The sequence below is a fragment of the Natronolimnohabitans sp. A-GB9 genome, from assembly GCF_030848565.1.
Lineage (GTDB): Archaea > Halobacteriota > Halobacteria > Halobacteriales > Natrialbaceae > Natronolimnohabitans.
Genome location: NZ_JAVDDV010000001.1, coordinates 467,418 through 494,194 on the forward strand (window position 1 = coordinate 467,418; position 26,777 = coordinate 494,194).

Consider the following 26,777-nt stretch of genomic DNA (forward strand, 5'->3'; position numbering starts at 1 on the left):
CGAGAGAATCGGAACGTCTGTCGCTGAAAACGACAGGGCGAACCGTAGTTAGTTGCGGACGACGTTCGTCGCGCGCGGACCCTTCGGGGCCTGTTCGATGTCGAATTCGATCTCCGTACCTTCGGTCAGGTCCTCACCGCCGACGTCTTCCATGTGGAAGAACACGTCTTCGTCCGCATCCTCAGTCTCGATGAACCCGTAACCGCCCGTGTCGTTGAAGAAGTCAACCGTACCGTTTGCCATTACGATTCAAACGTGACCGCATACACGGTTAAGTGTTGTGTATCTGTTCTCCATACCCGAGTATAGATAGACAAATGTCCGAAATACGGCCGTTATTCGATCATATCTACCATAGAGCGAGGGTTCTACCGGGAGAGGGTGACTGATCAGTCGAGAAAAACGACGATAGCGGTGGTTCCGGCAGTTCGACCGACGGTCACCGTCGCCACCGATCGATACGGTCCGCTGTACCGAGGTCTCGGTGCGATCGCGGGACAGTCATGGGGACACCTACAAGAGCTGTCAGCGATCATCGGCCCCTCGTCTGAAACATCCAAGCGCGACGAGGTACGCCGTGACGCCGACCAGCAGGTAGACGCTGGCCGGATCGTCACCGAGGAGATCGAACGTCGAATCGGTGCCGATCACGATGAAGAGCAGCCAGAACGCGTGATGACCGGCCCGGAACATCGCACGACGCCGTGTCTCGTCGACCCGAAGCGTTCCGCGTCGCGTGGCGACGATCGCACGAAGTCCGACAGCCGCAAGCACGACGGCGACCAAGTAGACGCCAAGGAGTCGTGTCAGGGGACGGTCGTCGAGAACGGTCACTGTCGTGAAGACGGCAGCCAGGACGATCGCCGCGACGACGAGAACATAGCCGTGTCGTCGCTGTTCGGCGAGCGTCGATGGAGGGCTCAACATATCCGTGATTCGTATCTACTACTCTATAAATCACAGTAGCCGCCGACACTCTCCAAGCGGTGGAAACCACAGCGGCTCCGCACTCGAGTCGTCCCAGACCGCCGGATGGAACGCGTCGGCGTCGGTAACCAGCGGCGACTGGAAATCAGGGGCTGCCATTCCGTTGACCGTCGCGCCCGCCGCGAGTGTCGTGAAGGCAGGGACCATCACTACATCCGTGCCCTCGTAGGCGGCCGGTCCGTAGAGGAAACACGGGTGTTTCCGCCCCTCGACGGCGAGTGCCGGATGGTCGTGACCGACGACGTACCGATCTGCCTCGAGGGCGGGCCGTTCGTGGCCGTGACAGACGACCGTCTCGCCGTCGGCCAGTCGGTACTCGGGCGTCGTTTCGCCGTCGAAAACCGACTCGAGCATCGTATCGTGGTTGCCGGGCGTAACGACGAGGTCGGCGCCAGTGTCGGCGACGCAGTTCTCGAGGGCGGCGAGATCGGCCTCGAGGCCGCGGGGGAGCCGTCCGAACGAGTGGAGCAGATCGCCCGCGACGACGACCGTCGTGGGTTCGGTGCGTTCGAGGAGGGACGTGAGCCGCTCGCGGACGTCTGCGCCGTCGTCGATCGGCGCCTCGATCCGCGAGTCGGCGCCGCGCCCGAGGTGGACGTCGGCGACGACGAGCGCGTCGGCTCCTGGGACGAAAAGCGCACGGCCGATCGGCGAAACGGGGGGATCGACGTCGGTCACTGGTCGTGTTGGGCACCACCGTCCGCACGGACGTCATCTCTTCCGAGTGCCTCGAAGAGATCGTACTCAGTGCCGGTGATAACAAAGAGGACCTCCTCGAGCGGTTCGAGGATCTCGGGGAGGATCTTGATTAGCAGATAGGTGATCCCCAGCAGGGCGACGACCGACAGCACCTGCGAGACGTAGTTGTGGGCGACGAGATAGGAGACTCGGTTGGCCTCGGCACCCATGTAGGTCGTCATAAACGAGACCAGCCAGTCCTGCTGGAACCAGCCCCACGGGGAGGCCAGCCCGATGAAGACGTTTCGCAGGAGGTTGAGAAACCAGATGACGCCGACGGCCAGGGCAAACCCCGTAAGCTTGCGACGAAGCGGTGCCTTCACGGCGGCGATCAGGCCGCCAAAGATCGCCATGCTTCCGATCCCGGTACACGCGAGGATGATGTAGGTCGTCCGGCCGGTGACGGTCTCGTCGGGATCGAAGGCGAAGCGACTCTCGTAGCCGTTGGCGCCCTCTTCGATACCGGGACTGTAGCCGAGTAGTTCCATCCCGTAGTGGGTCTGGGCCGCCGTGGTCTCGATGAGCCACTGGCGAACGAACGGGATCGTCTCGGCCGGCAGGTAGATCAGTCCCATGAACGCGATGGCCTTTGTCAGCAGGAACAGCGAGTCACGGCCACTCCAGAGGAGATACCCGGTGTAGGCACACAACGGCAACGCGACCACCGCCAGTATCGTCTGTAACGGGCTCTGGACGTCGTAGTAGTAGTAGGGTGCCATCGTCAGCCAGAAGACGCCGAAGGTGAGCCAGGCACCCGTCGCGAGATATCGTGCCGGCTCACGGACTCCCCGCCACTCGAGGAGCAAGGCTCCGAGGAACGCGCCGATCGCGACCCACGCCAGCACGTCCGTCGATCCGATCGAACCGATCACTGCAGGGAGCGTCGCGGCGCCGAACTCGAGGCCGCTGACCGACGTGTCGGTCGCGGGGAGAGCGGTCGGCATATTCATGCTGGAGTGAAGGACGCACTCGCTATCAACTTGACGCCTCGGGTTCCCGGTTCGATCCACTCCCGACGGCCGAAAACATCGCTGCGTTGGCACTCGAGACGTCCACGGCGGACGATTCGGTCGGGAGCGACCGCGTCACTTTTTGGGTCGCTCGTGGAAGGGTAGTCGTATGGTCGACGTCCTCGACAACAAGCGGGCCGCGACGCGGCTTCGGATTCTCGTCCAGATCGCCGAGCGCCAGCCCGCGGTCAGCCAGGGTGAGATCGCCACTGAAGTCGGTGTGACGAGCCAGGCCGTCAGCGAGTACATTCGCGAACTGGTCGACGATGGCCTCGTCGAAAAAGAGGGGCGCTCGCGGTACCGCGTCACGCCGGAGGGGGTCGACTGGCTGTTCAGAACCGCCGACGACATCCGTCGGTTCGCCGACCACGTCACCGGTGACGTCTTAGACGCGATGAGTGAGGCAGCGTACATCGCGACCGACGACATCGAGGAGGGCGAGACAGTCTCGCTGTTCGTCGAGGACGGCCTGCTCCACGCAAAACCCGGCGACGAGGGGCCGGCGACGGGCGTCGCGACGACCGACGCCGAGGCCGGCACCGACGTCGGCGTCACGAGCTTCGAGGGCGTCATGGATCTCGAGCCTGGTTCCGTGACTGTCCTCCAGGTACCGGCGGTTCGAACGGGCGGGAGCCGCGCGGTCGATTCGGAGCTCCTCGCCGATCACTGCGAGAACGCGGATCTTGTCGTCGCTGCCGGCGTCGAAGCCGTCGTCGCCTGCCGCCAGTCCGGAACCGATCCCGAAGTCCCGTTTGCAGCCGGCGAAATCGCCGCCGAAGGCGCCGAACGCGGACTCGAGGTTACTGCCGTTGCGACGACCGACGAGGTCGGTCGAGTCACCGACACGCTTCGGGACGCAGACGTTACGTACGAGGTCCTCGAGGGCTGATACGGTCTGCTATAGGTACGCCCCGCCGCTCGCCGGCCCATGCTGCGATCGATGTCGGTCCGACTAGCGACGATCGTAGACGCGGACCGCCCGATCGTGTCGTTTCGAGAGCCCGTTCGGGTTTCGCTGTGTCGTCCGGTCGGTCCAGCGGGCGCGAAGGCCGTCCCGGAGCCCACGCGCGGCGTTGGTGACGACGGCACCGCCATCGCCGAGCCAGCCCGAGGGCGTCTCGTTTCCGGAGACGACACCGCGGATCCCGGCGACGGCGTCCCGGAGCGCGCTGCCGGTGACGCGGCCGACGACGGTCGGACGCAGCCCGTAGTTCTTCGCGAGACGATAGGACCGCGAGCGGTAGGTCTCCCCCCAGTCCCGGTCGGCCCGTCCGCCGTCGGTTCCGACCTCACAGCGGGTGGCCATCTCTGCATCCCAGTCGACGTCGAAGCCGAGACCGGCCACGCGGTGGGCACAGTCGCATGCGCCCCCGGTCTCGAGATACTCGTCGAATCCATCTAAGGCCTCGAGGACGGTTCTGTCGAAGGCAGTGTTGTCACCGTGGAAGTAGGTGACGGCGCGTCTCGCGACGGTTTTGGGTGTCCGGAGATCGGAATCGATTCCGCTCCCGGTGACGGGGCCGGTGACGACGTCGACCTCGTCGGTAAGCGAGCGTTCGATGGCGTCGTACCAGCTCGGTTCGACCACGTACTCGCCGTCGATGAAGGCGACGACGTCCCCCGTCGCGGCCCGGAGGCCAGCGTTACGCGAGACGTTCGGATTGCGCTCAGAGATTTCGACGAGCACGTCGACATCGGACCGTTCGCGAACGACGCCAGTGGTGCCATCCGAGGAGGGGCCGTTGACGACGACGATCTCGGTCGACGGCGGTGTTCGTTCGGTGAGGGCATCTAGCGACGAGAGTAATCGCTCCCGGTCGTTCAACGTCGATACCACTACCGAGAGCTCCATACACTGTGGTAGCGTTCGCCGATAGTAAAAATACGGGTTCGGCCACTAGCAAACGGACGGGACTGGCGGCGCACAGGTGGCCGCCGTCGGACGGGCAGCAATCGGAGACGAACGGGACTCGTCACGTTCCAACCGTCGACTGCTGGGACGAACCGACCCACACGACGGGGTTCGAACCGGCAGCTAGGGCGTGGAACGCCACCCGTGACGACAGCAGTCCGTCTCATACTACCGGACAACAGTCAGTACAGATTTTCGACCATTCGTTCAGTCGAAAATCCCTGACTCGTTTTGTCCGGCAATCAGCGAACGCGCGTGTTCCAGTAGGAGACGGATGCCAGATGATCGGTCACTGGAAGCTTGCCGATCGCCTTATCGAGCGATCGGATCGACGACGCGAGCCCGTTGGGGATCGACCGATAGAGCCCGTAGGGGACGATAAAGTCGTCCTCGACGTCGACGAGCGTCAGGTCCGTCTTCGCGAGCAAAATAGCGACCTCGCTTCTCGAGTAGAGTCGCGATCCCATCGGAAGCGCCCAGTTGTAGACGCTGCGAGCGCTGAACCGATTGAACGTATCGAAGACGATCTGGTCCCGAGAGACCCGGCGCATCTCCTCTAAGAACGCCTTCGGATCGTCCGCGAGGTGGAAAAACCGCATCGCGATGACGGTGTCGAAGTGATCGTCCGGGAACGGCAGCCGTCCCGCGTCACCCCGGAGGAACTCGAGTGTCCCCTCTAGCTCCGCATTCTGGGACTTCTTGCGACCCTGCTGTAACATCGCCGCCGAAATATCGAGTCCAACGACGTCGGCGCCTTGCTCGGCGAGCATCACGGTAAATCGCCCGGTACCACAGGCGATTTCGAGGATGTTCCGGTCCTCGACGGGCATGATCGCCTCGAGGACGGCCTCCTTCTCCCGGCGGTCGATCAGCTGTCCGCCCTGGGAGAAGCGCTTGTCGTCGTATTCCTCGGCGACGTCGTCGGCCTGGTACCACTCCTGTCCTTTCACACTGACCGCAACTACAGGAGCGGGAGGATAAAACGATACTGGAGTCTTTCGACGGCCGACTGTCTCTTTCAACGAGTATTCATAAACGAGCCGTCATACAACCGTTACGAACGGTTAGGTCGATCCGTGTCGACTCCGGCCACAAGCCGGCCTCGAGCCGGCCTCGAGGAGTCTACCGCCCGTTTTCGTCGCCATCGCGACTGGCGACGCTGTGGACGCAACCCGAATGTCTTAATATCCCATTTATACACCTTATACAAACATGACTATTCGTATCCACATATAGGGAAGCTTTACCACTGACGATTCCGCTGGGTACCATATGAGCATGAGTACTACTGAGGACCGAACCGGTGCCGCCGAAGAAACGCTCTCGACGGAGGAGTACCGCGACCGTCTCCGTGACCTGCCGCCGAGCGCGAAGCTCGTCGCGAAGGTGTTAGAGACCGACTCGCCTCTCTCACAGGGACAACTCGCCGAAGAGTCGCTGCTCCCCGACCGCACTGTCCGCTACGCCCTCAACCGCCTCGAGGACGTCGACCTCATCGGCTCGCGATACAGCTTCCGCGACGCGCGCAAGCAGGTCTACTACCTCAAACACTGATACGGACTGCTGTCCCGCTGTCTCGCCGATCACCGACCCCGTTCCGGCGACCGGCGGGGCGTGACGACAGGAGACCGTATGACTGCGACCGACCGACGGAGCGACGCTTCGACCGAGTGGGCCGGGAACGCGAGGCCGTTCCGCACTCGGTCGATACACACATCTTTTCTCACTGCTAGTCTCGAGCCATGAATCTCACTCGGTGTTCGGTCTCGGTGCCGACGCGTGCACCCACCGGACAGACCAACGCCTATCTTCTTGGCGACGACCCGGCGATGCTCGTCGATCCCGCGGCCCGAGCCAACGAACTCGATCGATTGGTCCGCGAACGCGACGTCGAACACGTACTCGTCACCCACACCCATCCGGACCACGTCGGCGCCGTTTCGGCGTACGCCGACGAGACGGACGCGACGGTCTGGGCCCGGTACGGCCGCACCGAACGGTTCCACGATAAAACCGGACTCGAGCCAGATCGCACCGTCACGCCAGGGGCGACGATCCCACTCGGCGAGGACCGCGTTCGTGTCCTCGATACGCCCGGCCACGCACCTGATCACGTCTCTCTCGAGGCTGGTCGTGGCGGCCCGATCCTGTGTGGTGACTGTGCCCTCGAGTCGGGCAGCGTCGTCGTCGGTGCACCCGACGGGGACATGCGCGCGTATCTAACTACCTTGCGGCGGCTCCGGGCGCTCGATCCACCAGCGCTGTACCCCGGACACGGCCCCACGGTCGACACGCCACGGGAGACCCTCGAGCGACTGCTCGCACACCGGCGGCGCCGCGAGCGAGCGATCGTCGAGGCCGTCGAAGCGGGTGCAAAGACCCTCGAGGAGGTCCTCGAGTCGGCCTACGAGAAGGACCTCGCAGGCGTGCGTGATCTCGCGCGGGCGACGGTCCGTGCTCACCTCGAGAAACTCGCCGTCGAAGACCGCCTCGCGTGGGACGGGACGGCCGCGGTCCCACGGAACGACTGACTTTTCCGCGTCGGCGGCTACCCTCGAGTGTGCAATCACTCGAGGACGAACTCGAGACCGCCCGCCAACTCGCGATCGACGACCTCGCCGACGCCATCGAGTCGATCGGCTTCGAGTGTACCCGCTGTGGCGCCTGCTGTCGGGGTCTCGGCGAGGAGGAACACACGGCGACGGTGTTTCCGGACGAAGTGCGCGAGCTTGGGGGAAACGAGGGCGGCGAGGGCGACGGGGGCGAATACGACTGGCGCGACGTCGCCCGACCGATGCCCTACGGCCTCTCGGAGACCGAGGATGGCACCCTCGAGGGCGAGACCTTCGAGTGGGCCGTACAGACCGACGACTGCGGGGACTGTGTCTTCTACGAGGAAGACGACGACGGCACCGGTGCCTGTGTCGCCCACGACGATCGACCGCTGATCTGTCGCACGTACCCCTTCAGCGTCGTCCTCGCGGACGAAGCAAGCGAGGGTTCGTCGGACGGCACGCTCGCCGGCACGAGCCAGCCGATGGGCGAGGCCGTCGACAGCGTTGCGCTTCCCACGCACGGTGACACTGGTGACGCTGGCGATACCGGCGACGAGGGAGGCGTCGTCCGTGCCCACGAGTGTGAAGGGCTCGGCCGAGAGATCTCCCGCGAAGACGCCGAGGATCTCGCTCGCTCGTTAAAAGAGCGCGCCGTCCGCGAACTCGAGGAGGCGATCGCCGTCCGCGACAACTACACGCCCGTGGCTCCCGACGCCGGCGACGTCGTCGTCCACGACTCCGAGGGGCAAAAGCGACTCGACGGGACGCCACTCGAGGAGTAATACTGTCGGACAGCACGAGTCGACGATCGGTCGCGAATTCGCGGCCGTCCCGGCGATCGACTGCGAAACCGATAGGCAGTTGAACCCTTTCTCCGAACGTGACGGCATGGATATCGACTGGGACGGGATCACCCACGTCACGAAGGTCGATCCGGCCAAGCCGCTCCCGCGCGAACTCGACGTCCTCGAGGGGACCGATCTGGTCATCGTCGGTGGCTCCGACGGCGTCACCGAGTCGAACACGCTCGAGACGGTCCGGGCGATCCGAGACGCGGTCCCGTCGGTGCACCTCATCCAGGAACCGTACGCTGCCGACCACGTCACCTCGGAGACGATCGACGCCGTCGAGGCGGTCGCAGTTCCGGCAGTCTACAACGGCGACCGGGAGCACTTCGTCGGCAAACACGTCGATCTCTTCACCGAAGTCGGCCGCAAACCCGACGAGATCCTCGGCACGGGGCTGCCACTCGTCGGCGACCGGATCTCCTCGAAAGCCGTCGACGCGATCGGCGATCTGGCGACGAAACTCGTCGGCGAGGGGTACGTTGTTCAGCACCTCGAGTCGGCAGCAGCCGACGTCGCCGGCGTCATGGAGCAGTACACGCCCGAGCAGGTCGCGGGGGCCGCGCTCGCGACGGAGACGTTCTACGGCTTTCCGGTCTTCTACGTCGAGTACTCGGGTACCTACGGCGGCCCCGAAGACGTCGCCGCCGCCGCCCGCTACCTCGAGGAGACCACGCTGTTGTACGGCGGCGGCATGGACAGCCGCGAGAAAGCGACCGAGATCCTCGAGGCGGGCGCGGACGCGATCGTCGTCGGCGACTGTTTCCACGACGATCCAGCGACGTTCCGCGAGACGGTTCCTCGGTAACGGCCGTTCATCGATCGGCCGTGGTGGGACCGGCGGTCCCGGCATCGCCCGTGTGGTCACACTCGAGGTCGGACCCTCCGCAGTCAGTCCGGACGGAGACCACCAGCCCGTCGCCGTCGAACCGAAGGGTCACGCGTTCGAGGACAGCCCGATACTGTTTGTAGTGGTTGCCGCCGGCATCGAGCAACAGCTCCGAGGTGACGAGTCCCAGCTGCTCGAGCCGCTCGAGTCGCCGATAGATTGTCGGCTCCGAGATGCCCGTCGTCTCCGCGAGCCGCTGTGCCGACAGTGTCTCCTCGTGTATCGCCAGAAGGATGCGACGAGCGTAACGGTCGCCGAGTAGCTCCAGTAGCTCTTCGGACGCGGACGTCGCGTTTTCGTCCGAGGTTCCGTACTGAGTCATGGTACTGGAACACCACTCCAGTCGTGCCAAACTGTTCGGACGAACTGTTTCGCAATTTTATAAGGATGGGTGGAGACGGAAGCGATAGGGGCTGGGACCGCGATGAAAGCGATTCGACTCTCGATCACCCATACGGAGACGACGGTACACCCGATCCACTCGATCGTCTGTACCGCGCCGGAGCTGTCTCGAGAGCTCGTCCTCTATATCACGGTCACTGACGGGTTCGAGACGACGATCAACTACGTCGAGGGCGACCCGGCAGTGTACGAGCGAGCGCTTCGGACGGATCTCGAGATCGACGAATACGAGGTCTATCGGGACGGGAGCGGCGGCTGCTACTCGTATCTCCGAAACGAACTCGACGCGTTCAATCACGAGTTAGCGAGCGTCTTCCAACGCGATACGCTCGCGGTCATCCCACCGATCGAATATCTGCCGGACCGGCGTATGCTCATCTCGCTTGTGACCACCGCCAGCGATCTCGAGCGAATCCGCGAGGAGATTCCCGACGAACTGACGGTCGACGTCGTCTCCGTGGGGACGGTTCCACAGCTCGACGGGTCTCGCCTGACAGCAACGCAACGACGCGCGATCCGGACCGCCTGGGAGCTCGGCTACTACGAGATCCCTCGTGAGACGACACTACAGGAGATCGCAGATCGGCTCGACTACTCGGTGTCGACCGTCTCTGATCTGTTACGGCGAGGTGAGTCGACTCTCGTCGCCGCCGAACTCGGTGAGAACAGACACGCGTACTGATGATCGACAGTTCTGGGCGGACGAACGCGTCGTCCGAGCGAAAACGCTGTGACGGTCGCAGTGGCGACCGTCCCGCGATGGCGAACGTGAATCGAGCCGGCGCGATCAGCGACCGTCCACGGCCCGAGTCGCCGCGCTAGAAGGTCTCTTCGATGATCTCGCCGACGGCGAAGTTCGACTTGACTTCGGTGACTTCGACTTTGACGCGTTCACCGACGTCGGCGCCGGGGACGATGATGACGTACCCGCGTTCGACGCGAGCGATGCCGTCGCCCTGCTTGCCGATGTCCTCGATCTCGACGTAGCGCGTCTCCCCGACGTCGACCGGCGGCTGCGGTTCCGACGGCGCCGTCTGTGGCTTTGCCGTCGACTCACCGTCGCCGTCGGCCTCATCCCGGGAGATGAGTGCGACGCGATAGACTTCCTCCGGCTCGATGTCGCCGGTTTCGACTTCCTGACGTGGTACCTCGATGACGTATCGGTCCTCCTCTGCCGAGACGTCCGCGCTGAACAGACACAGGAGTTTTTCAGATATTTCCACAGGTAGACCCTCAATTTCACCTCTTTGGCCCCTCCATAATAGTTCTACCGACCGAGAGTCGATAGTTTCGGAACGATCGGTGGAAACGCGTCTTCGAAAGCGCTCGATCGGTGGGCGCCCGTTCGTTCGCGACGGCGAGGCCGTGTTTCATACGGTTTACTGTACGTCATTGCCGGCGTAACCGCCGCCCGGGTCGCGGTTACGCCGGTACATCGCAGGTATCAATCCGTATCAGTCGGCGCCCTCGAGGGCATGCGTCGTCGTGAACCCCTCGAGGTCGACCGTCGACTCGAGATCCGCATCGCTGACCGATTCGTAAGGGCGGTTGACGACGATGTCGCCGGCGGTGCTGCTGCCGATGCCGGGGATCGCCGTGAGCTCGTCCATCGAGGCCGCGTTGAGATCGAGCGGGTAGGGAACGCCGGTGACGGAGCGATAGCCGTGGTCGACGACCGCGACGTCGATCGTGTGGCCGAGTTCGCGCTCGCCGGGAATGCCGACCAGCAGCGGGTAGGTTCCCAGCTGACGGCCGAACGTCTTCCCGTCCTGGTGGTACTCGAGGTGGACGTCGGGCAGGACGGTCCCCGTCGGGGCGACGCGCTGTAACATCGGGTTGTCGATCTCCTCACGGACCTGTCGTTTGTACCGCTTGAAGAGCTTCTTGTGATCGTTGGCGATCTCGGCACCCGTATCGGACATGTCGGTGCCCGCAAACGACATCACCTGCCGGATGTTGACCCGGCGCAGCATGTAACCCTCGTCGTAGACCCGCTCGAGAAACGCCATGTTGCGATCGTAGGTCTCCTCGCGTTCGCCTTTGAGCCCGTGCAGGAGGTTGATCCCGGGCAACAGCTTGGGCAGTCGTCGCGGCGCGTCCGTGGAGTCGTCGACCGCGCAATCGTCGGACCTCGGGTCTCTCGGCCCGCCCGGCCGCCAACCGCCTTCCTCGTTGACGATTTTGACCGCCTCGAAACACTCCTCGGCGGAGACGTTTAAGTTGTTCTCCGCCTGAACCACTGGGTCGGCAGACTCGAGGCCGAACGCGGCTGTGTCGCCGGGTGTGTTGTGTTCGGCGATGATCCGGATCCCCTCCCGAGACTTCTCGGGCCACTCGACGATCGTGATGGGGTTCATGTTGTCCAAGTGCAGCGTCTCGAGGTCGGGCGCGACCTCGCGGATACCGCTGTAGAGTTGCCGGAGGGCGTCGGGATTTGGCGCTTCGCCATCGCCGCCGTAGGCGAGGATATCTGCCTGCCGGCCGATCCGGAAGTGTCGAACGCCGTAGTCCGAAAGCGCGTCGACCTCGCCGACGACCGTCGGTGGCGGCCGGAACTCGGGGTTGCCGTACAGCGGTTCCGTACAGAACGAACAGCGGTAGGCACAGCCCCGGGAGGTCTCGAGTTCGGCGATGAGGTAGTCGGGATGGTTGGGGTGTTGCTCGACGATGAAGGCACCGTCCTGGGCCCACCGCGACACCTCGTCGACGTCGCGCATCCGATTGTTGAAGCCCTCGAGGCCATTTGCGACGAGATCGTGGACGGCGGCTTCGACGTCGCCTTTCGCGACGAAATCGAAGTCGAGGTCCTGGCGTTCGGTCTCGGTCGCGCCGGCGTTTTCCTCGCCGACGCCGAACTTGACGGGACCGCCCATCAGGCTCGTGCCGTTTGCCGTCCAGGCGAGTTTTCGTACCTCGTCGGGTTCTGCGGGCGTGCCGCCGACGTACTTCCCGGGGACGGTCATCCCGCCCAGATAGATCATGAGGTCGGCCTCGTCGACGTCACGCCACCGATCGGGCTCGTCACGCAGGCCGTCGATCGTGTGATACGTGATCCGCTCGCGGGGAACCCCCGCGTCGACGAGTGCCCCTGCAGTGTATCGGGGGTACGTCGAGATGTACGGCGGCACCCCGAAGTGTGCGGGCTCGTCGACGTAGCCGTCGACGATCGTCACCGACAACTGTTCGGGGTCAGTCATGACTCGAGGTAGCGCCTCGAGGGGTAAAACGGTGACTACACGAACGCCGTCGGAAGCGTCTTCTCGAGTCGCTGATCGCGTTCGACGGACAGCGATCCGTATCAAACCCTGGCGTTGATGGTCGACGTCACAGTATGCTCGTGTATGCCGCCGACCGAAGAGATCGTCTGTACTGCGGAGGATTGCTTTCTCGACATCTTCGAGAACCACTACACGTACGACGTCCCCGAGGACCTCGAGGTGTCCGATCTCTCCTGTCCCGTCTGTGGCGGGAGTGACTGCCTCGAGCGGGTCGAACTGTAGCCGTCGACGAACTCGAACGTCGGAAACGGAGAATCCGTCAGACGTTTATTTTGAACCATCAAAAGGGATATGAATGAGCGTCGTGTAACCTGTGGTACGCCATGCCTCGGACGCTCCTCCCTGTCCCGCTGGCCGCCCCGATGGAACCCGCCAGAGGTGAGCCATCGTGAGCCTCGGTGATCTCCGCAGATCGATCGGTACTGCCCTCTACCGACAACTCGGCCGTGCGAACAGCCAGGTTCAGAACCACCGCTCGCTACCCGTCGACATCCTCGAGAACGACACCGCCTACCAGGTCGTTTTCGACACGCCCGGCGCCGAACCCGACGACGTCCAGGTCCGCTATCTCGAGGGAACTGTCAAGATTCAGGTCGACCGCTTCCGGGAGTACCGCGACGGGTTCGAGATGTTGTTCCCTGGTCGCGGAATGGAACTCGACGGCGAGGCCGACCTCCCCGACGACGCAGTCGTCGACCCCGATTCGGGGACAGCGACGCTGACCGAAGCCGGTACGTTACGGATCGACATTCCGAAGGCGTCGTCACTCGAGGGCGAGGAAGCCGACGCCGTCGACGAGTCCGACGCCGTCGACGCTACTTCCGATGCCGTCGATGTCACCGATTCCGACGCCGGAACCGACGAACTCACCGCCAACGACTGAGACGGACGTCCCGAGGGCCGATACGACGGACTCGAGACGCTATTTCCTGACGCATTCGTCCCGCTTCGACTCTCTCGCTTGCAGACTACGGATCGATCGACATCCCGTCGACGATCTCGAACGCCTCGTCGCCGTCGAACCGCGTCGGATCGAAGGCGTCGATCCTGTCGCCCTCGAGGACGGCTGCCGCGAGTCGCTGTCCGATCGCCGGCGAACGCATAAAGCCGTGGCCCTGGAATCCGGTCGCGACGTACAGTCCCTCACGCAGTTCACCGACCAGCGGATCCCGGTCCGGCGTCGCCGTACAGAGCCCGGCCCAGGCCCGCTCGAGTTCGAGGTCGGCGTCGGGCAGGCGGTGGCGAACGCGCTCTAGGAGGTCCGGAGCGAAGTCGGGGTCTGCGTCGCGGTCGTAGCCGTCGGGATCGGCCTCGACGGGTTCGGTGCCGTCGCCCGCCAACAACCCGTCCGGATGTGGCCGGAGATACCACTCCTCGGTGGCGTCGTACCACATCGGCTCTGCCAGTTCGCAGTCCGCGATCAGTGCCTGCACCCGGTAGGGTTTCATCGCGATCGAGACGCCGGCATCAGCGAGGAGGCGTTTCGTGTGGGCGCCGGCGGTCACGACCACCGCGTCGACCTCGCGTTCGGTGCCGTCCGCGAGGACGACCCGGGAGGGGTCGGTTCGGACGTCGACGGGCGTGTTCGGCGCAAGCGTCGCGCCGGCGCCGTCGGCCGCCGCGGCGAGACAGGCCGTGTACTTCGCGGGATCGGTGTAGCCTGCTGCGCCGGCGATTCCCGCGACCGCGACGTCGTCGGTCCGCACTGTGTCGAAGCGGTCCGCGAGCGCGTCGGCGTCGGCCTCGAGGGCAACGACGCCCTGTTCCTGCATCCGTTCGACCTGCTTGCGGATAGTGTCGGCCCGTTCGGCGTCGTCCTCGTGGGCGACCCAGACGTACGGGCATTCGACGAAGGGGAAGGTGTCGTCGCCCGACAGTGCCCGAAATCGCTCGATAGCGTCGCTCCCGAGTTCGGCGTCGAGCGGATCCGCGAAGGCGTTATAACAGACGCCGGCGGCCCGCCCGCTCGAGCCACTGGCGATCGAACCCTCGTCGTACAGCGTCACGTCCGCCCCTTCACGCGCGAGGTCGTAGGCCGTCGTCGCACCGATGGCGCCGGCGCCGACGACGGCGACGGAGAGGCCGGCCCCCTGCTGGGTGAACGCATCAGCGCCGACTGCAAGCTCCGGGTCGTCGGCGTCGGTCATCGCTGTCCCTCCAGACCAGCGAGCGAAGCGGGTGTGGCCGATCGGCGCTGCGCTCGAGCGTCGAGACTGTCGACGGTGGTCGTCATGGGGGGTACTGGGAGTGGGGGGCACTTATACTGTCGGACAGCAGTCAGTGAGCCGTCGGTCGTCACACCGGCTGGCTGGTGACGATTTCGACCGCCTCGAGTCCACAATCTACTCATAGGAGGATCACCTGACTCGGAGTGTGAGTGTGGCCAGATGAGTTCGGTGAAAGCGGACTTCGGGCGCGGCCTCGTCGTCGTCGGCCCCGTTCTCGTGACGCTGTTTATCCTGTATCTGCTCTACTCGTTCGTTGCGAGTATCACGCCCGGAGTCTTGCTCACTGCCGGGACGCTCGAGCCGATCACGCCGGGGCTTGGCGAGTACGCCCGTGCGCGACTCGCTGCCCTCCTTCGGGTCCTGACGTTCGTCGGCCTCGTCGTGGCGGCCCTGTACGGTGCCGGCCAGCTAACCGAGACGACGACCGGCGGTGTCCTCGAGACGATCGTCGATTACGTCGCGAACCGCGTCCCCGTGATCCGCGTCGTCTACAACGCCTCGAAGACTGCCACGGAGACGACGCTCGGGACGGGGGAGACGCTCCAGACGCCGGTGCGCGTCGAGACGTGGGACGGGCTCCGGATGACCGCGTTCAAGACCGGCCGGACGACGCCGGACGGTCGCGTAACCCTCTTTTTGCCGACATCGCCGAACATTACGACTGGGTTCGTCCTCGAGGTCCCGCCAGCGGAGGTCACCGAACTGGACGAGAGCGTCGAGGAGGCGCTTACACGGGTCGTCAGCGCCGGTTTCGGCGATGCAGACCGTGCGGCGGACGACCTCGAGAACACGCCGCTGACGGTCGTCGGTGATCTCGGAACCGGCGGCGATCGACGGTAACTCGGGACAGCAGTCCGTATGAGACGACCGAAGGCGAGTTGCAGTCAGCGCCGAGAGCGCTCGACGCGTTCGGGCGCCTCGAACTCGGTCGTCAACTCGAGCAGTTGAACGAGAATACGGCCGGTCGCACCCCAGACGGTGTAGCCGTCGACGTGGAAGTAGTGGATGACGATGTCGCCGTAGTAGGGATGGTCACGGCGTTCGTACTCGTAGTTGGCTGGATCGAGCAGTCCAGACAGCGGCAACACGACGATCTCGGCGACTTCGCTACCGTCGCCGATATACTCCCGGTCGGGGGCGCGACCGACGAAGGGAGTGACGGCGTACTCCGTGATCGTCCGGATGTCGTCTAGTTGGCCGACGACCTCGACCTCGTGTGGTTCGAGGCCGATCTCCTCGTTTGCCTCCCGCAGCGCCGTCTCGAGGATATCGTCGTCGACTGGCTCGGCGCCACCGCCCGGAAAGCTCATCTGGCCGGGATGCTCGCCGAGGTGGTCAGCACGGCGGGTAAACAACAGGTGATCCTCGCCGTCGCGCTCGATGATCGGCGCGAGGACGGCCGCGTCGTGATCCTGGTCGTCGATCTCGATGGGGTCGTGCTCGGCGACCGGCTTGAGGGTCATCGTCGGCTGTGACATGGTACGTTCTCGCGTTCGCACGCTGGGCGTCGTCGAACGGATCGTCGGTCTCGACCGGAATCCCCGTTTCGGTTCCGGACATCCGTCTCCACTCGGCGACGTCGTCGGTCGGGGCTACGGGTCGGTTGTGGCCACAGGGTTACTCGCACTCGCGGGCCGCCGTCAGTCGCTCTCGCTCGGCTGCGAGATCGACCGGCGCCCACGCCTCGAGGTCGTAGCTGACGTCGATCAACCGGGCAAGTCGGTCGTCGTCGCCGTCGGCGACGGCGTCCTCGAGGGCAGCGGTGAACTGCTCGCGGGCCGTCTCGCCGAGTGCCTCGCGGTCGAGCTGTCGGCGATCGACGTCGAGGATGTGGGGGACGTCGTCCGCGTGGTCTGGCACCGACGGAAACGCCGTCGGGCCCGCGACCAGCAACGGCTCGGTCGCGCCGTCGCCGGGCCGCTCGTAGCGGACGAGGGCGAACGACTCGAGGGCGTCCTCGATCGCCGCCTCGAGGACCGTCTCGTCGACCGACCCACCGCCGGCTCGGAACGCTGCCTCCGAGAGCGCCCGCTCGAGTTCGGACCGGGTCAGTCCACCGAAGAGGTCGACGACGCCGGCCAGTTCGTCCGCGGTCGCGTCCATACGCCTTACAACGGAAGAGGGGAAGATGAGGATTGCGGTCTCCTGGGTGAAAACAGTAAGCGCAACGGGTCACGCGGTGTGGATCGATACTGCGGCCTCGATCACGTCGTCGGGTGAGATCGGTGCCGTCTCCCACGACGGGAGTCGTCGGTCCGGACCCGGCGGTTCGATCGCGTCGGCGTACCGCGTGAGTTGGTCGCGTTCACCGGCAGGGTCGTACTCGAGTCCGTTGAACGCCGCGTCGGCGCGGTACTGTTCGACCAGTCGGTCACCAGTGGTGAGATACCGCTCCCGCAGCGTCCCGTAATCGGGCTCGACGCCGTGGGCTTCGAGGACGCCGAAGAGCGTGGCAGCGACCTCGTGGCTCATCCCCTCGAGGCCGGCCTCGCCGGCGACCGCGCGGTGGTCGTGTTCGTGGCGCCCGAGGTCGACCTGTGCGGAGCCGGCAAAGCCCGCGTGTTCGAAGGCGTCGCCGAGAGTCCCGACCTCGAGCCCCCAGGTTCGCGGCGGGCGGAGTCGCCGGGTGAGGGCGGCGGTAGCGGCGAACTCGCCGGCCAGCGCGTAGCGGAAGGCACCCAGATAGTCGAGGATCGACGCGTCGTGACGGGCGGACAGCGTCCACACGAGGGGTTCGTAGAACAGCCGGAAGAGCCGCCCGTAGAGGCGGCCGTCTTCGACGCGCGCGTAGTACCCCTTCGAGAAGTCAAACGCCATCGTCAGCGGCGCCAGCAGCCGACGGACGTGGTCGGCCTCGTAGCTTCGGGCGTCGGCATCGTGAACGACGACGTACTCACCGGCCTCGGCGGCGGGACCGAGCGCGAGCCAGACGTCCCGTCCCTTTCCAGTCCGGCCGTCCAGCCCGGCGTCGTCGAGGAGCCGCTCGACCGCGGGGGCGTTACACCAGAGGACACGCGTCGGGAGGGCAAAGGACTCGAGCCACTCCCGGAACGGCCCGATCTCGTCGGCGTCGGCCCGGACGGGGACGAAGACGGCGGCCGGAGCGGGCGACAGCGACTCGAGTTCCGTCAGGATGCGCTCGGCGGCGGGGTTTTCGTGTTCGCGGGCGGTCATCGGAACGACGACGGCCGTCTCGGCGACGGCGTCGGCGGCCGCGGTCGCGAGATCCCGCTTTCGGCCGGCGGTTCCGCCGAACTCGTGGAGCGTCGCGATCCGCTCCTGTACGTACTCCATCGGTGGATTGTTCGGGCGTATCGGTAAAACGGCCACGACTCCGGCCAGAACCTCCGGACGTGTCGGCGCGGACCGGCCCAAAACGCTCAGCCGCAGACGAGTCGTATCATCGAACCGGAGAAAGCACCGGTCTTTTTCTCCCCTACCTTCGTAGGGGGCCAACATGAAATCCGTCCGGAAGGCACTACGCGACGGCGAACTCGACAAGGACACGTACGATCGACTCGTCTGTAGCGAGTGTGAGAAGGCGCTGAAGACCGAAAACGATCCGGACCAGATCAAGACGATCCGGATCTGCCCGGAGTGTGACGACGAGTGGAAGGAGATCCGGTGATACGGGCTGCTGTAACGGTTTACTGGCGAAATCGTAGACGGGTCATGGCCTCACAGTACTGACGTACACCAGGGGAAGGGCGTCGGTTCATACTGTTGGACAGCACGAGTCGACGATCGGTCGCGCGACTGCGGCCGTCCCGACGGTGACGGCCGCGCGTTCACGACCGATGGCTCACTGACTGCTGTCCGACAGTATCAGTACGCGTGACCGGACACTGCGAGGCGAACGATCCTAGCCGGCGATCGGCCGAACGCGAGCGATCGCGGTCCGGATCGGTCCGAGGCCGGGATATCCGTGGCGACGCCAGTAGACGAACGCGATCGCCGCGAGGACGAACTCCGAGAGGAAGTAGGGATCGGTCAGCGAGTCCTGCAAGAGCCCGAGGACGGTCGGCGCTCCCTCTTCGTACGTCTCGACCGGAACGACCGGCCAGAGGAGGTGGGTCGCGCTCGAGGTCTCTCCCCAGAGCGCGGGGACGGCGTCGACGATGGCGTGTGACAGCGCCCCGATCGCGAAGGCGACGCCGTACTCGCTGTGGGCGTAGCGGTCGGCGACCAGATAGCCGACGATCGAGAGCGGGACCAGCAGGAACAGCGAGTGAGCGAGCGTCCGTCCCGTCGGGATGACGCCCAGATACCACGCCAGCGGTTTGTCAACGAGATCGGGAAACTGGCTGCCGAAGACGAGAAATAAGACCGGAAGCTGTGCCGGTGGCGCGTCGAATCGAGCTCGAGTCGCGATCATGTAACAGAGATAGGCAACGGCGACGTGTCCGAGTGGCCACATGCTGACGGAGACGATGTGGGGGCACGATATAATTAGTGTGATCCTTCGCAACCGCCGCCGGTGGTTCTACTGTCGGACAGCCGCGTCGGTCTCACGCCGGCGAGCGACCAGCCAGACGAGCAACGCACAACAGCCGGCGACGACCGCCGGCCAGCGGTCGCTGCTCAGATAGTAGTCGCCGACCGGCGGCCGATACGCCGACAGCGGCCAGAAGACGGCGTAGGCCTCGCCCGACGGCGTCAGCAACAGGGCGTCGAGGACGTGATGTGAGAGAACACCGACCGCGAGGAGGGCAAACGCCCGTTTGCGGTGGGCCGGCGCCAACAGGAGCGTCCCGAGACCGATCACGAGCAACGAACCGACGAGCGTGTGCAACGGCGCCCAGGAAAACGGAACGCCGAGCGTCCGCGCGACCAGTCCGTCCGGCGCGACGAGTTCGATTTTCACGAGGTCCGGAACGAAGGCGCCGATCATGACCAGCGTGACGTGTGCCGGGCGGAGCCAGGCGTATCTGAACGAGAGTCCCATCCCGATGACGTAGCCGACGAGGACGTGTGTGAGCAGGTCAGCCACGTCGACCACCTCCGTTCGCGTCGTCCCGTTTCGGGCGCGTGTCGGTACCGTGTTCGGAGGCGTCGTCGGACCGCGCTCGCGGTACGAACGCGACCGCGTCCCGATCGAACTGCCAGTGGCGGGCGAACCGACCGACGATCCAGAGCCCGGCCAATGCCGAGACGACGAACATATAGCGCGTCTCGGACTGCTCGCGGGTGACCGTCCGTTCGACGGCGAGGGTCGACTCGTCCTCGAGGGTGCCGAAGGCGGTTACCCGGTCGTCGGTCTCGAGTGGCTCGTCGGCGTTGTGGAGGGCGTCGTCCGCGTCGACGAGCGTAAACTGTCCGTAGCCGCTTGCACGCGTCGCGATCACGACCGGATCGGTCTCGACGACGAACCCGCCGAGGACGACCTGTTCACCGACGTACGTCTCGGGTGACGGCGTCACGTCGGTTTCGTCCGGGTACGCGCTCTCGAGTGGGTCGTCGGCTGTCGCGCCCGCTACGACCAGACTACCGGTAAGGAGGCCGGCGAGGACGAGAGCAGCGAGGGCGCGACCGCGTTGGCCATATGGCTCCGACATGGGGGTCTCTCGAGTGGATGGGCCAGCCGGGAGAAATGTCTTCTGTTCCGACCGATCGCCGGTGTCGGTCGGCGTCGTCCGGACGATCAGACTCCCGGGAGCAGCTCCGTAAGCGAGCCGTCTCTGTCGTCGAACCGCGCCCACAGGAACAACGCGGGTGGAAGCACGACGATGGATGAGACGAACGAGTAGAAGACGCTCAGCGCCATCAACAGCCCGAAGTCACCCAATACGGGGGTAATCGCGAGCGCGAGCGCACCCGTTCCGAGCGACGTCGTAAGCATGCTTCCGGCGAGCGCACCACCGGTTCCCGAGAGCGTCGTCGTGAGTGCATCGAGCGGATCACCGTGATCGGCGTACTCGTCGATGAACCGTGCCGTCGTATGGACCGTGTACGCGATTCCGAGCCCGATCGAAATCGCCAGGATCGTCGCCGTGAGTGCGTTCAGTGGCATTCCCACCAGCCGCATCGTCCCGATAAGGAACGCCACGGCGATCGCGATCGGGAACAGATTGACGATGCCGAGCATCGGTCGTCTCTCGAGGATCCCATAAATGATCACGAGGAAGACAGCAGAGAGTCCGAGTGCGAGGATGAGTCCCTCAACCGCCGACTCGAAGATCATCTCCGTGATCGCATCGAAGATGACGATCGTTCCAGTCGCGGTTGCGGTGTAGTGGAAGTCCTCGGCGAAGTCGGCCCCATCGGCCGCTGCCTCTTCCTGTGAGGCTTCGGCGTCGATTACGTACTCGATCTGTGCCCCACGGCGGTCCTCGGTGAGGTACTGTTCGGCCTGTGATCCGGCCGGCGACGCGAACAGCTCGTCGTAGATCCGATCGAGATTCCGATCCGGAATCCCGTTGTTGTTGCGGTCGTTTCGATCGACGAGCGCGGCGAACTCCTCGTCCTGTTCGGCATACGACTGGATCACGGTGATGATACTCTGTTCGTCGGTCCCGCCGCCGGGGCCGACGGCCAGGCTCTCCGGTGGATCCTCACCCGCTCTGTCCAATGCCTCGAGTGCGTGATCCTCCTCGAAGGGCCCCTCGACGTATATCGTAACCGTCTCGTCCTGGTCGGCATCGAACCGATCCTCGAGGGTGTTGATCGTCTCGGTAACGGTGTACTCACCGGGCGCAAACGGTTCGGGGATGTACTCGACGTACCACTCCTCCTCTTCGGGCGGGAGGAAGTCCTCGTCGTCGAACGACGTATCGACGCCCGTCCCGTAGGCGCCCATTCCACCGCCGAGGATGAGAATAACGATAACGAAGACCGTCGGTGCGTACTGGCTGGCGACCGCCGGGAACGACAGGATGCGACCGACCGTCGACTCCTCCGATGCGATCGGGGACGAGTTGAACTCGGGAATTCCATACTGGTCACGAAGCCGGTCGACGATCAGTTTCATCGACGGGAGCATGATCCCGAAGATGAGGAACGTAAATATCATCCCGATACCCGACGCGATCCCCATGTTCCGGATCGGCTCGAGATCCGAAATCGCGTTCGCCCCGAAGCCAAAGACCGACGTCACCGTCACGATGATGAAGGCGATCATCAGCTGGTTGTTCGCGGTTCGCATCGCAGTCAGGGGCTCGAATCCCTGAACGGTCTCCTCCCGATATCGGTTGATGATGTGGATCCCGAAGTCGACCCCGACTGCCAGCAGCAAAACGGGGACGGCGATCAACTGCTGGTCGAACGGGATCCCCACGTAGCCGAGGAACCCAAACGTCCAGACGATCGTCAACAGGAGTGCGAACAATCCGAGCCCGAGGTCGATCGGATCTCTGTAAGCTGCCATGAGGAACGCGAGCATGAGAACCACGACGACGGGCATCACGATCGCCAGCGAGTCGCCGATGACGTTCTCGAACTCATCAAAGATCACACCGCTCCCGAAGGCAGTGATATCAGCCGACTCGTGTTCGGCGATCGACTGGACCTCGAGTTGGATCTCAGAAAGGTCCTCGTCACTGAACTCCGCGGGGACGTCGTGAGAGACGACGGTGATCGACGCCGACGCCGAGGCAGCTTCGGAATTGAAATCGTCCGCGAGGATGCCTTCGAACTCCGGTTCGTCACTGAGGGCCCGGACTGCCGTTCTGATCTCCGTGTCCGTCGCTCCCTCGAGGACGCGACGCTGTTGGGTCAGCGTCTGGGCGTCCTCGTCGATCGCCTGTGCGACGATCGGAGCCGGCCCGTTTGCCGACTCCATCCGGAGCTCCGGTTGCTGTTCTATCTGCTCGAGGACGGTTATACTGGCAAGTAACTCCTCTCGGGTCAGGACGTTCGAGCCCGTATGAACGATCTGTGTCGTTTCCTCGTCGGTGACGAACGGTCCCTCGAACTCCTCTTCGATTGCATCGTACGCTTGCTGCTCCTCGAGGTCGTCCGTGAACGCGTCCGTCGCATCGGTCTCGGTCTCGACGAGCGGAATGCCGGCCGCGAAGACGACGGTCAGCACTAAAAAGACCAGTACGACCGCTTTCGGACGGGAGACGATCGTCTCGTTGAGACGCTCTGTCGCCCCCTCGATTCGTTCACTGAAGTCCCTCATCTATCGCCTCTGATAGACGTACGCGCCAGTTCCTGCAGCAGTGAGGAGGGCTACTGCGATCATACCGACCGGAAGTCCGCCCCCTCCTTCGACGACGTCGATCGCGATCCGTGTCGTATCGGATAGTTTACTCGTCCCGGATTCGTCGTCGTACCGGAAGTCGAACGAAATTGGGTAGGTTTTCTCGGTCGCATCGTCGGCTGCTTCCAGCTCGAACGTCATCGTCACCGATTCGCCGGGCTCGAGTTCTGAGACGAACGCCTCGTCGTCGTCACTGTCGAGCGGATCGCTCGTGAACATATTCGCTTCGACGTCGGTCACCGTCTCGTCGAGGTTGTTCGTCACCTCGACCTCGATGTGCTTTTCCGATCCGGCGGCAATCTCCCGGTCGAGGACGTCGACGATAAATTCGTCGCGCTGTTCGTTTACCGCGGTGACGACCTCGAGGTCCTCGTACAGTCGCTGTTCGAAATCCGCGTTCCGGTACTGAACGGCGAGATCGATCGTTCTGTCGATCGCTTCCGCTTCGCTGCTTACGTCAAGCGGGAGCGCAAACGACTTGGACTCGCCGGGCCCAAGCGAGCCGACCGTAATTTGTTGTTCAATTGGGATGACCGTTCGGGACTCCTCGGCGAACACCACGTTGACGTTTTCCGCCTTCGACGGCCCGTTGTTGGTGATAACGCCGCGGAGATCGCCGTCTTCGCCGACGTAGAGATCGGATTCGACGGTATCGATGCTGAACTGCTGTTCCGGTTGCGGGATTACGCCGACCGAGGGCGTTTCGTCCGCTCGCTGGAGTCCGTCTTCGGTCTTGAACGCGACGGTCGCATCGAGCATGTACTGTCGCTCCGAGGTGTCCGGCATCACTGACACGTCATAGACGACCGTTGCCGTCTCGTTGGGGGCCAGCTCATCGATCATCGCCGTGTCCTGGTCCGTCGCTTGCTCCCCGCTGCCAAAGACCAGCCCACTGCTCATCGTCTCGAGTGCGACGTTTACGTCAGTCGCGTTCTCGGCACCGACGTTTTTGACCTCGGCTGTTAGCGTCCCCGTATCGCCGATCTGTGCGTCAGTCGTTACGTCGACGATCTCGAACTGCGCGTCGTCGTCGACGACGAGATCGACTTCGATCGTTTCCGACTCGGACCGTTCGTAGATCGAATCCCCTGCTCGGAACGTATGCGTATAGGAGACGTCGACGTCGATCGTATACGTTCCCGACTCGAGGTTTTCGGGCACGTCGACCGCGATCGGTGCCTCGTTCGGCTGGGTCTCCGCTACCGCACCGACCGACATCTTCCCGCTTTTTACCGTAAGCGGCGTGTCGTCGGCGTCGGCCTCGATCTCGACGTTGCGAGCGGTCGTAACGAGTTCCCGTGCTTCGGCAGGTCCGCTTTCTAACTCGCCGTCGTTGGTTACCTGGATGGTAACCTCGTTGGTCTCACCCGGCTGGACAATCGGGTTCGGAACCCGAAGGTTCAGATCGGGCTCGCCCATCACGATCCCCGAATCCTCCATCTGCTGTTGCATCTGATCGAGTTGGAACTGTTGTTGTGCCAGTTCCTGTTCGATTTCTTCTATCGCGTCAGGGTCCATTCCTTCCAGTTCTTCTTGTCCTTCCAACTCTTCGCCGGAATCGGGTTGGTCGTCATCTGCGTAGGCAGTCCCGATTCCGCCAACGAAGAGTGCCGACGTGACCAGAAGCAACGCCATTCCGGCCGAGAGAGCGGACTGAACGTTCATCTGTCACCCCGTCCTCGAGCCAGCTTCGTCACAGAAAACGAGCAGTTACGCCGTCGAAAGGCAGGGCTACTCCTTCGCTCGACAGTAAAAATAGGATTACTACCGTCGGTTCCGTCGTCCATAGAGTTAACTGGGAATAGAAAAATGAAAAAGCTTTCTATTCATGGGATTTTACAGAGGGTAAGACAATGGCAATCGACCGTCGAATCGGTGTCAGTAACGGTGTGAAAGCCGGTGTTGGTAAGACCATACTGGGGGACGAAATCGACGATTACGTCGGACGCGATCCGTGCTATCGCTTCGAAACCGGCGGCGCCTCACCCGATCACAGCGAAGTAGTACGAACGTCGAGCGTGAGACCGAGACACGTCGAGTGGAGCGAAAAATGAAGGGATTCAGTGACGAAGAACGGCAACGAATCCGGGCGGAGTTGATCGACTCGGGGCAGGCGTTGTTCACTCAATACGGTCTGGAACGGACCCGAATCAAGGATATCACTGCAGAGGTCGATATCGGGACGAGCACGTTCTATCGGTTCTTCGATTCGAAGGAAGATCTCTATGTAGAAGTGTTACTCAGAGAGACCGACCGACTCAACGCCGAACTCGAGGCCAAAGTCGAGACGACCGACGATCCACGCGAGCAGGTTCGACGGACCCTCCACCTGATCTTCGAAGAGGTCGAGTCGAACCCGATCATTCACAATCTCATTATCGGTGGAGAACTTCGAACGCTTCACAAGGAACTTTCACCGGCGAAATGCGAGACGCTTTCGTACCAATTCGACGATCGAGTGTTCTCACCTGCACAAGAGTGGACAGACCTCGACTCGTTTAGGTACGACGACGAAGAGGTTGTAAACTATATTATTCGTATGCTCGTGTTCACGTCTCGAGCCCAGAACATCGTCTCTCACAGAGACGCGATGTCTTACGAGGAGATCCGCGGCGAGATGATCGACGTCGTCGTCAGCGGGTTTTTCGAGGAGTGATACGGCCTGCTGTCCGGCAGTATCGGACGGACTGCTGTAACTAGTTACCGCCGATCGCCGACCCCGTCCTGGCGATCGGCGGTCAGTGACGACAGGGGACCGTATCACACACCGCTCGTTTTCTGCTCCCGACACGGTTTTATCGACGCATCCGCCGACGGAAGACATGGGACGAACCGTCTCTCCGACCGCTGACCTCGCCCGATACGCCGCCGAACGCGCCGCCCCGGCCGAGCCGACCGTCGTCGTCGCCGGCTGTGGCCGTGCCGATACCGTCGCCGCGTTGCTCGAGCACGGCATCGACGCGTACGGGTTCGACATCGAAGTCGAAGCGTTAGACGCCGCCGCGGTTCCACGCGACCGTCTGCTCGAGTGTGACCTTCGAGAGCCGGATCTCGTCGAGACCCTCCGCACGCAGTTCGCGATCGATCACGTCGATGTCTGCTATACGGAACAGGTGTTGTCGCTGCTCTCGCCGGACGACGCCGAGCGCGTCATCGAACGGCTGCGAGCTGCCGACGCGATCGGCCAGTGTGTCCACCGGATCGCGGCCGTTCCACCCGTCGGCGCACAGACGGGCGAGTTCGAGGCGACCGTCCGCTCCGTTGGGGAGTGGCAAGCCGCGTGTGATCCCGACGGCGAGGACGTGTGGCTCTCGACGGGTGATCAGTTGCCGACGGCGTCAGCGTAGTCGATAGCGGAGACTCCGGTTACCGATCCCGATCGACGGTCTCGCCGGGCAGCGTCGTCGCGCCGGTGCTGAGCTTCAGCCCAGGGGTTAGACTCGAGTTGATCCCGGTCTTGACGTCGTCGCCTGCGACGATACCGAACTTCCGTCGCCCAGTCGAGACGCGCTCGCCCTTGACGGTGAACTCGATGTCCGCGTCGTCGTGACGGAGGTTCGCGACGTTCGTGCCGGCACCGAGGTTGACGTCACGGCCGAGGATACTGTCGCCGACGTAAGAGAGGTGACTCACCGACGCGCCCCGGGAGAGCACGCTGTTTTTGACCTCGGCGGCGTGACCGACTTTCGCGTCCGGACCGACGACCGTCGCCCCGCGGACGTAGGCGTTGGGG

General features: G+C 63.8%; 30 protein-coding genes and 1 pseudogene. 12 read left to right on the plus strand and 19 right to left on the minus strand.

Annotated features, from left to right (window positions below; genetic code table 11):
* Positions 1 to 48: 48 nt before the first annotated feature.
* From RBH26_RS02275 to artA, 4 genes are all read right to left on the minus strand, one after another.
* A complete protein-coding gene (locus tag RBH26_RS02275; protein WP_306756265.1) occupies positions 49 to 243 on the minus strand; it encodes a cold-shock protein in 195 nt (64 codons plus the stop codon).
* A gap of 282 nt (positions 244 to 525) precedes the next feature.
* On the minus strand, positions 526 to 927 hold the full coding sequence (locus tag RBH26_RS02280) for a hypothetical protein (RefSeq protein WP_306756267.1): 402 nt from the start codon (positions 925 to 927) through the stop codon (positions 526 to 528).
* Between the two features lie 30 nt (positions 928 to 957).
* A complete protein-coding gene (locus RBH26_RS02285) occupies positions 958 to 1,665 on the minus strand; it encodes a metallophosphoesterase (RefSeq protein ID WP_306756268.1) in 708 nt (235 codons plus the stop codon).
* A complete protein-coding gene (gene artA, locus RBH26_RS02290) occupies positions 1,662 to 2,669 on the minus strand; it encodes an archaeosortase A (protein WP_306756319.1) in 1,008 nt (335 codons plus the stop codon). The genes RBH26_RS02285 and artA overlap by 4 nt, the downstream gene beginning before the upstream one ends.
* 175 nt (positions 2,670 to 2,844) lie before the next feature.
* Between artA and RBH26_RS02295 the strand changes: the two genes are divergently transcribed.
* Entirely contained in the window at positions 2,845 to 3,624 is a 780-nt protein-coding gene (locus RBH26_RS02295; protein ID WP_306756270.1) for a MarR family transcriptional regulator, read from the plus strand.
* 63 nt (positions 3,625 to 3,687) lie between these two features.
* Here RBH26_RS02295 and RBH26_RS02300 read toward each other — a convergent pair whose 3' ends face one another.
* Positions 3,688 to 4,587, minus strand: a complete 900-nt coding sequence (locus tag RBH26_RS02300; protein ID WP_306756271.1) for a glycosyltransferase family 2 protein — start codon at positions 4,585 to 4,587, stop codon at positions 3,688 to 3,690.
* A gap of 302 nt (positions 4,588 to 4,889) precedes the next feature.
* Positions 4,890 to 5,597, minus strand: coding sequence for a class I SAM-dependent methyltransferase (locus RBH26_RS02305; protein ID WP_306756272.1), 708 nt, complete (start codon positions 5,595 to 5,597; stop codon positions 4,890 to 4,892).
* 322 nt (positions 5,598 to 5,919) lie between these two features.
* Here RBH26_RS02305 and RBH26_RS02310 point away from each other — a divergent pair, with 322 nt between their 5' ends.
* The 4 genes from RBH26_RS02310 (at position 5,920) to RBH26_RS02325 (ending at position 8,855) form a co-directional block, all read left to right on the plus strand.
* The gene (locus RBH26_RS02310; RefSeq protein ID WP_306756273.1) at positions 5,920 to 6,201 is read left to right on the plus strand and encodes a helix-turn-helix domain-containing protein; all 282 of its coding nucleotides are present in this window, start codon (positions 5,920 to 5,922) and stop codon (positions 6,199 to 6,201) included.
* 188 nt (positions 6,202 to 6,389) lie between these two features.
* Entirely contained in the window at positions 6,390 to 7,178 is a 789-nt protein-coding gene (locus RBH26_RS02315; protein WP_306756274.1) for an MBL fold metallo-hydrolase, read from the plus strand.
* 29 nt (positions 7,179 to 7,207) lie between these two features.
* Positions 7,208 to 7,984 (plus strand): YkgJ family cysteine cluster protein, encoded by a 777-nt coding sequence (locus RBH26_RS02320; RefSeq protein ID WP_306756275.1) that lies wholly within the window; start codon positions 7,208 to 7,210, stop codon positions 7,982 to 7,984.
* 106 nt (positions 7,985 to 8,090) lie between these two features.
* Positions 8,091 to 8,855 (plus strand): heptaprenylglyceryl phosphate synthase, encoded by a 765-nt coding sequence (locus RBH26_RS02325; protein WP_306756276.1) that lies wholly within the window; start codon positions 8,091 to 8,093, stop codon positions 8,853 to 8,855.
* A 7-nt stretch (positions 8,856 to 8,862) separates the two neighbouring features.
* On the opposite strand, the gene RBH26_RS02330 is transcribed toward RBH26_RS02325, so the two are convergent.
* Entirely contained in the window at positions 8,863 to 9,258 is a 396-nt protein-coding gene (locus RBH26_RS02330; protein WP_306756277.1) for a winged helix-turn-helix domain-containing protein, read from the minus strand.
* Between the two features lie 102 nt (positions 9,259 to 9,360).
* On the opposite strand from RBH26_RS02330, the gene RBH26_RS02335 reads away from it, so the two are divergent.
* Positions 9,361 to 10,020, plus strand: coding sequence for a helix-turn-helix domain-containing protein (locus tag RBH26_RS02335; protein ID WP_306756279.1), 660 nt, complete (start codon positions 9,361 to 9,363; stop codon positions 10,018 to 10,020).
* Between the two features lie 136 nt (positions 10,021 to 10,156).
* Here RBH26_RS02335 and RBH26_RS02340 read toward each other — a convergent pair whose 3' ends face one another.
* Entirely contained in the window at positions 10,157 to 10,561 is a 405-nt protein-coding gene (locus tag RBH26_RS02340; protein ID WP_306756280.1) for a TRAM domain-containing protein, read from the minus strand.
* Positions 10,562 to 10,792: 231 nt separating this feature from the next.
* A complete protein-coding gene (locus tag RBH26_RS02345) occupies positions 10,793 to 12,535 on the minus strand; it encodes a radical SAM protein (protein ID WP_306756281.1) in 1,743 nt (580 codons plus the stop codon).
* Positions 12,536 to 12,679: 144 nt separating this feature from the next.
* Between RBH26_RS02345 and RBH26_RS02350 the strand changes: the two genes are divergently transcribed.
* Together RBH26_RS02350 and RBH26_RS02355 are read left to right on the plus strand one after the other, a co-directional pair.
* Positions 12,680 to 12,838 carry a hypothetical protein gene (locus RBH26_RS02350; RefSeq protein WP_306756282.1) on the plus strand — a complete coding sequence of 53 codons (159 nt, stop codon included), beginning with the start codon at positions 12,680 to 12,682 and terminating at the stop codon, positions 12,836 to 12,838.
* Between the two features lie 166 nt (positions 12,839 to 13,004).
* On the plus strand, positions 13,005 to 13,499 hold the full coding sequence (locus RBH26_RS02355) for an Hsp20/alpha crystallin family protein (RefSeq protein WP_306756283.1): 495 nt from the start codon (positions 13,005 to 13,007) through the stop codon (positions 13,497 to 13,499).
* An 85-nt stretch (positions 13,500 to 13,584) separates the two neighbouring features.
* Here the strand turns inward: RBH26_RS02355 and RBH26_RS02360 are convergent, their stop codons facing one another.
* Positions 13,585 to 14,763, minus strand: coding sequence for an FAD-binding oxidoreductase (locus tag RBH26_RS02360; RefSeq protein WP_306756284.1), 1,179 nt, complete (start codon positions 14,761 to 14,763; stop codon positions 13,585 to 13,587).
* A gap of 240 nt (positions 14,764 to 15,003) precedes the next feature.
* Here RBH26_RS02360 and RBH26_RS02365 point away from each other — a divergent pair, with 240 nt between their 5' ends.
* A complete protein-coding gene (locus RBH26_RS02365; RefSeq protein ID WP_306756285.1) occupies positions 15,004 to 15,684 on the plus strand; it encodes a DUF502 domain-containing protein in 681 nt (226 codons plus the stop codon).
* 44 nt (positions 15,685 to 15,728) lie between these two features.
* Here the strand turns inward: RBH26_RS02365 and RBH26_RS02370 are convergent, their stop codons facing one another.
* The 3 genes from RBH26_RS02370 to RBH26_RS02380 form a co-directional block, all read right to left on the minus strand.
* Positions 15,729 to 16,322, minus strand: a complete 594-nt coding sequence (locus tag RBH26_RS02370; protein WP_306756286.1) for a CoA pyrophosphatase — start codon at positions 16,320 to 16,322, stop codon at positions 15,729 to 15,731.
* A gap of 139 nt (positions 16,323 to 16,461) precedes the next feature.
* Positions 16,462 to 16,947, minus strand: a complete 486-nt coding sequence (locus tag RBH26_RS02375; protein WP_306756289.1) for a hypothetical protein — start codon at positions 16,945 to 16,947, stop codon at positions 16,462 to 16,464.
* A 69-nt stretch (positions 16,948 to 17,016) separates the two neighbouring features.
* Positions 17,017 to 18,138, minus strand: coding sequence for a glycosyl transferase family 2 (locus RBH26_RS02380; RefSeq protein WP_306756290.1), 1,122 nt, complete (start codon positions 18,136 to 18,138; stop codon positions 17,017 to 17,019).
* Positions 18,139 to 18,301: 163 nt separating this feature from the next.
* On the opposite strand from RBH26_RS02380, the gene RBH26_RS02385 reads away from it, so the two are divergent.
* Positions 18,302 to 18,472 (plus strand): HVO_0758 family zinc finger protein, encoded by a 171-nt coding sequence (locus tag RBH26_RS02385; RefSeq protein ID WP_306756291.1) that lies wholly within the window; start codon positions 18,302 to 18,304, stop codon positions 18,470 to 18,472.
* Positions 18,473 to 18,706: 234 nt separating this feature from the next.
* Here RBH26_RS02385 and RBH26_RS02390 read toward each other — a convergent pair whose 3' ends face one another.
* From RBH26_RS02390 to RBH26_RS02410, 5 genes are all read right to left on the minus strand, one after another.
* A complete protein-coding gene (locus tag RBH26_RS02390; RefSeq protein ID WP_306756292.1) occupies positions 18,707 to 19,261 on the minus strand; it encodes a metal-dependent hydrolase in 555 nt (184 codons plus the stop codon).
* A 66-nt stretch (positions 19,262 to 19,327) separates the two neighbouring features.
* On the minus strand, positions 19,328 to 19,843 hold the full coding sequence (locus RBH26_RS02395; protein WP_306756294.1) for a metal-dependent hydrolase: 516 nt from the start codon (positions 19,841 to 19,843) through the stop codon (positions 19,328 to 19,330).
* Positions 19,827 to 20,399 carry a hypothetical protein gene (locus tag RBH26_RS02400; RefSeq protein ID WP_306756295.1) on the minus strand — a complete coding sequence of 191 codons (573 nt, stop codon included), beginning with the start codon at positions 20,397 to 20,399 and terminating at the stop codon, positions 19,827 to 19,829. The genes RBH26_RS02395 and RBH26_RS02400 overlap by 17 nt, the downstream gene beginning before the upstream one ends.
* 86 nt (positions 20,400 to 20,485) lie before the next feature.
* Entirely contained in the window at positions 20,486 to 22,963 is a 2,478-nt protein-coding gene (locus RBH26_RS02405; RefSeq protein WP_306756296.1) for an MMPL family transporter, read from the minus strand.
* Positions 22,964 to 24,709 (minus strand): COG1361 S-layer family protein, encoded by a 1,746-nt coding sequence (locus RBH26_RS02410; RefSeq protein WP_306756297.1) that lies wholly within the window; start codon positions 24,707 to 24,709, stop codon positions 22,964 to 22,966.
* 385 nt (positions 24,710 to 25,094) lie between these two features.
* Between RBH26_RS02410 and RBH26_RS02415 the strand changes: the two genes are divergently transcribed.
* Positions 25,095 to 25,700 carry a TetR/AcrR family transcriptional regulator gene (locus RBH26_RS02415; protein ID WP_306756298.1) on the plus strand — a complete coding sequence of 202 codons (606 nt, stop codon included), beginning with the start codon at positions 25,095 to 25,097 and terminating at the stop codon, positions 25,698 to 25,700.
* 166 nt (positions 25,701 to 25,866) lie between these two features.
* Positions 25,867 to 26,391 (plus strand): class I SAM-dependent methyltransferase, encoded by a 525-nt coding sequence (locus RBH26_RS02420; protein ID WP_306756300.1) that lies wholly within the window; start codon positions 25,867 to 25,869, stop codon positions 26,389 to 26,391.
* A gap of 19 nt (positions 26,392 to 26,410) precedes the next feature.
* Here RBH26_RS02420 and RBH26_RS02425 read toward each other — a convergent pair.
* Positions 26,411 to 26,777, minus strand: a pseudogene (locus tag RBH26_RS02425) (glucose-1-phosphate thymidylyltransferase); the annotation flags it as partial.

Coding starts and splice junctions, on each gene's coding strand:
- RBH26_RS02275 (WP_306756265.1), bottom strand. CDS start 243: ATGGCAAACGGTACGGTTGACTTCTTCAACGACACGGGCGGTTACGGG.
- RBH26_RS02280 (WP_306756267.1), bottom strand. CDS start 927: ATGTTGAGCCCTCCATCGACGCTCGCCGAACAGCGACGACACGGCTAT.
- artA (WP_306756319.1), bottom strand. CDS start 2,669: ATGCCGACCGCTCTCCCCGCGACCGACACGTCGGTCAGCGGCCTCGAG.
- RBH26_RS02295 (WP_306756270.1), top strand. CDS start 2,845: ATGGTCGACGTCCTCGACAACAAGCGGGCCGCGACGCGGCTTCGGATT.
- RBH26_RS02300 (WP_306756271.1), bottom strand. CDS start 4,587: ATGGAGCTCTCGGTAGTGGTATCGACGTTGAACGACCGGGAGCGATTA.
- RBH26_RS02310 (WP_306756273.1), top strand. CDS start 5,920: ATGAGCATGAGTACTACTGAGGACCGAACCGGTGCCGCCGAAGAAACG.
- RBH26_RS02315 (WP_306756274.1), top strand. CDS start 6,390: ATGAATCTCACTCGGTGTTCGGTCTCGGTGCCGACGCGTGCACCCACC.
- RBH26_RS02325 (WP_306756276.1), top strand. CDS start 8,091: ATGGATATCGACTGGGACGGGATCACCCACGTCACGAAGGTCGATCCG.
- RBH26_RS02330 (WP_306756277.1), bottom strand. CDS start 9,258: ATGACTCAGTACGGAACCTCGGACGAAAACGCGACGTCCGCGTCCGAA.
- RBH26_RS02335 (WP_306756279.1), top strand. CDS start 9,361: ATGAAAGCGATTCGACTCTCGATCACCCATACGGAGACGACGGTACAC.
- RBH26_RS02345 (WP_306756281.1), bottom strand. CDS start 12,535: ATGACTGACCCCGAACAGTTGTCGGTGACGATCGTCGACGGCTACGTC.
- RBH26_RS02350 (WP_306756282.1), top strand. CDS start 12,680: ATGCCGCCGACCGAAGAGATCGTCTGTACTGCGGAGGATTGCTTTCTC.
- RBH26_RS02360 (WP_306756284.1), bottom strand. CDS start 14,763: ATGACCGACGCCGACGACCCGGAGCTTGCAGTCGGCGCTGATGCGTTC.
- RBH26_RS02365 (WP_306756285.1), top strand. CDS start 15,004: ATGAGTTCGGTGAAAGCGGACTTCGGGCGCGGCCTCGTCGTCGTCGGC.
- RBH26_RS02370 (WP_306756286.1), bottom strand. CDS start 16,322: ATGTCACAGCCGACGATGACCCTCAAGCCGGTCGCCGAGCACGACCCC.
- RBH26_RS02375 (WP_306756289.1), bottom strand. CDS start 16,947: ATGGACGCGACCGCGGACGAACTGGCCGGCGTCGTCGACCTCTTCGGT.
- RBH26_RS02380 (WP_306756290.1), bottom strand. CDS start 18,138: ATGGAGTACGTACAGGAGCGGATCGCGACGCTCCACGAGTTCGGCGGA.
- RBH26_RS02385 (WP_306756291.1), top strand. CDS start 18,302: ATGAAATCCGTCCGGAAGGCACTACGCGACGGCGAACTCGACAAGGAC.
- RBH26_RS02390 (WP_306756292.1), bottom strand. CDS start 19,261: ATGTGGCCACTCGGACACGTCGCCGTTGCCTATCTCTGTTACATGATC.
- RBH26_RS02400 (WP_306756295.1), bottom strand. CDS start 20,399: ATGTCGGAGCCATATGGCCAACGCGGTCGCGCCCTCGCTGCTCTCGTC.
- RBH26_RS02405 (WP_306756296.1), bottom strand. CDS start 22,963: ATGAGGGACTTCAGTGAACGAATCGAGGGGGCGACAGAGCGTCTCAAC.
- RBH26_RS02410 (WP_306756297.1), bottom strand. CDS start 24,709: ATGAACGTTCAGTCCGCTCTCTCGGCCGGAATGGCGTTGCTTCTGGTC.
- RBH26_RS02415 (WP_306756298.1), top strand. CDS start 25,095: ATGAAGGGATTCAGTGACGAAGAACGGCAACGAATCCGGGCGGAGTTG.
- RBH26_RS02420 (WP_306756300.1), top strand. CDS start 25,867: ATGGGACGAACCGTCTCTCCGACCGCTGACCTCGCCCGATACGCCGCC.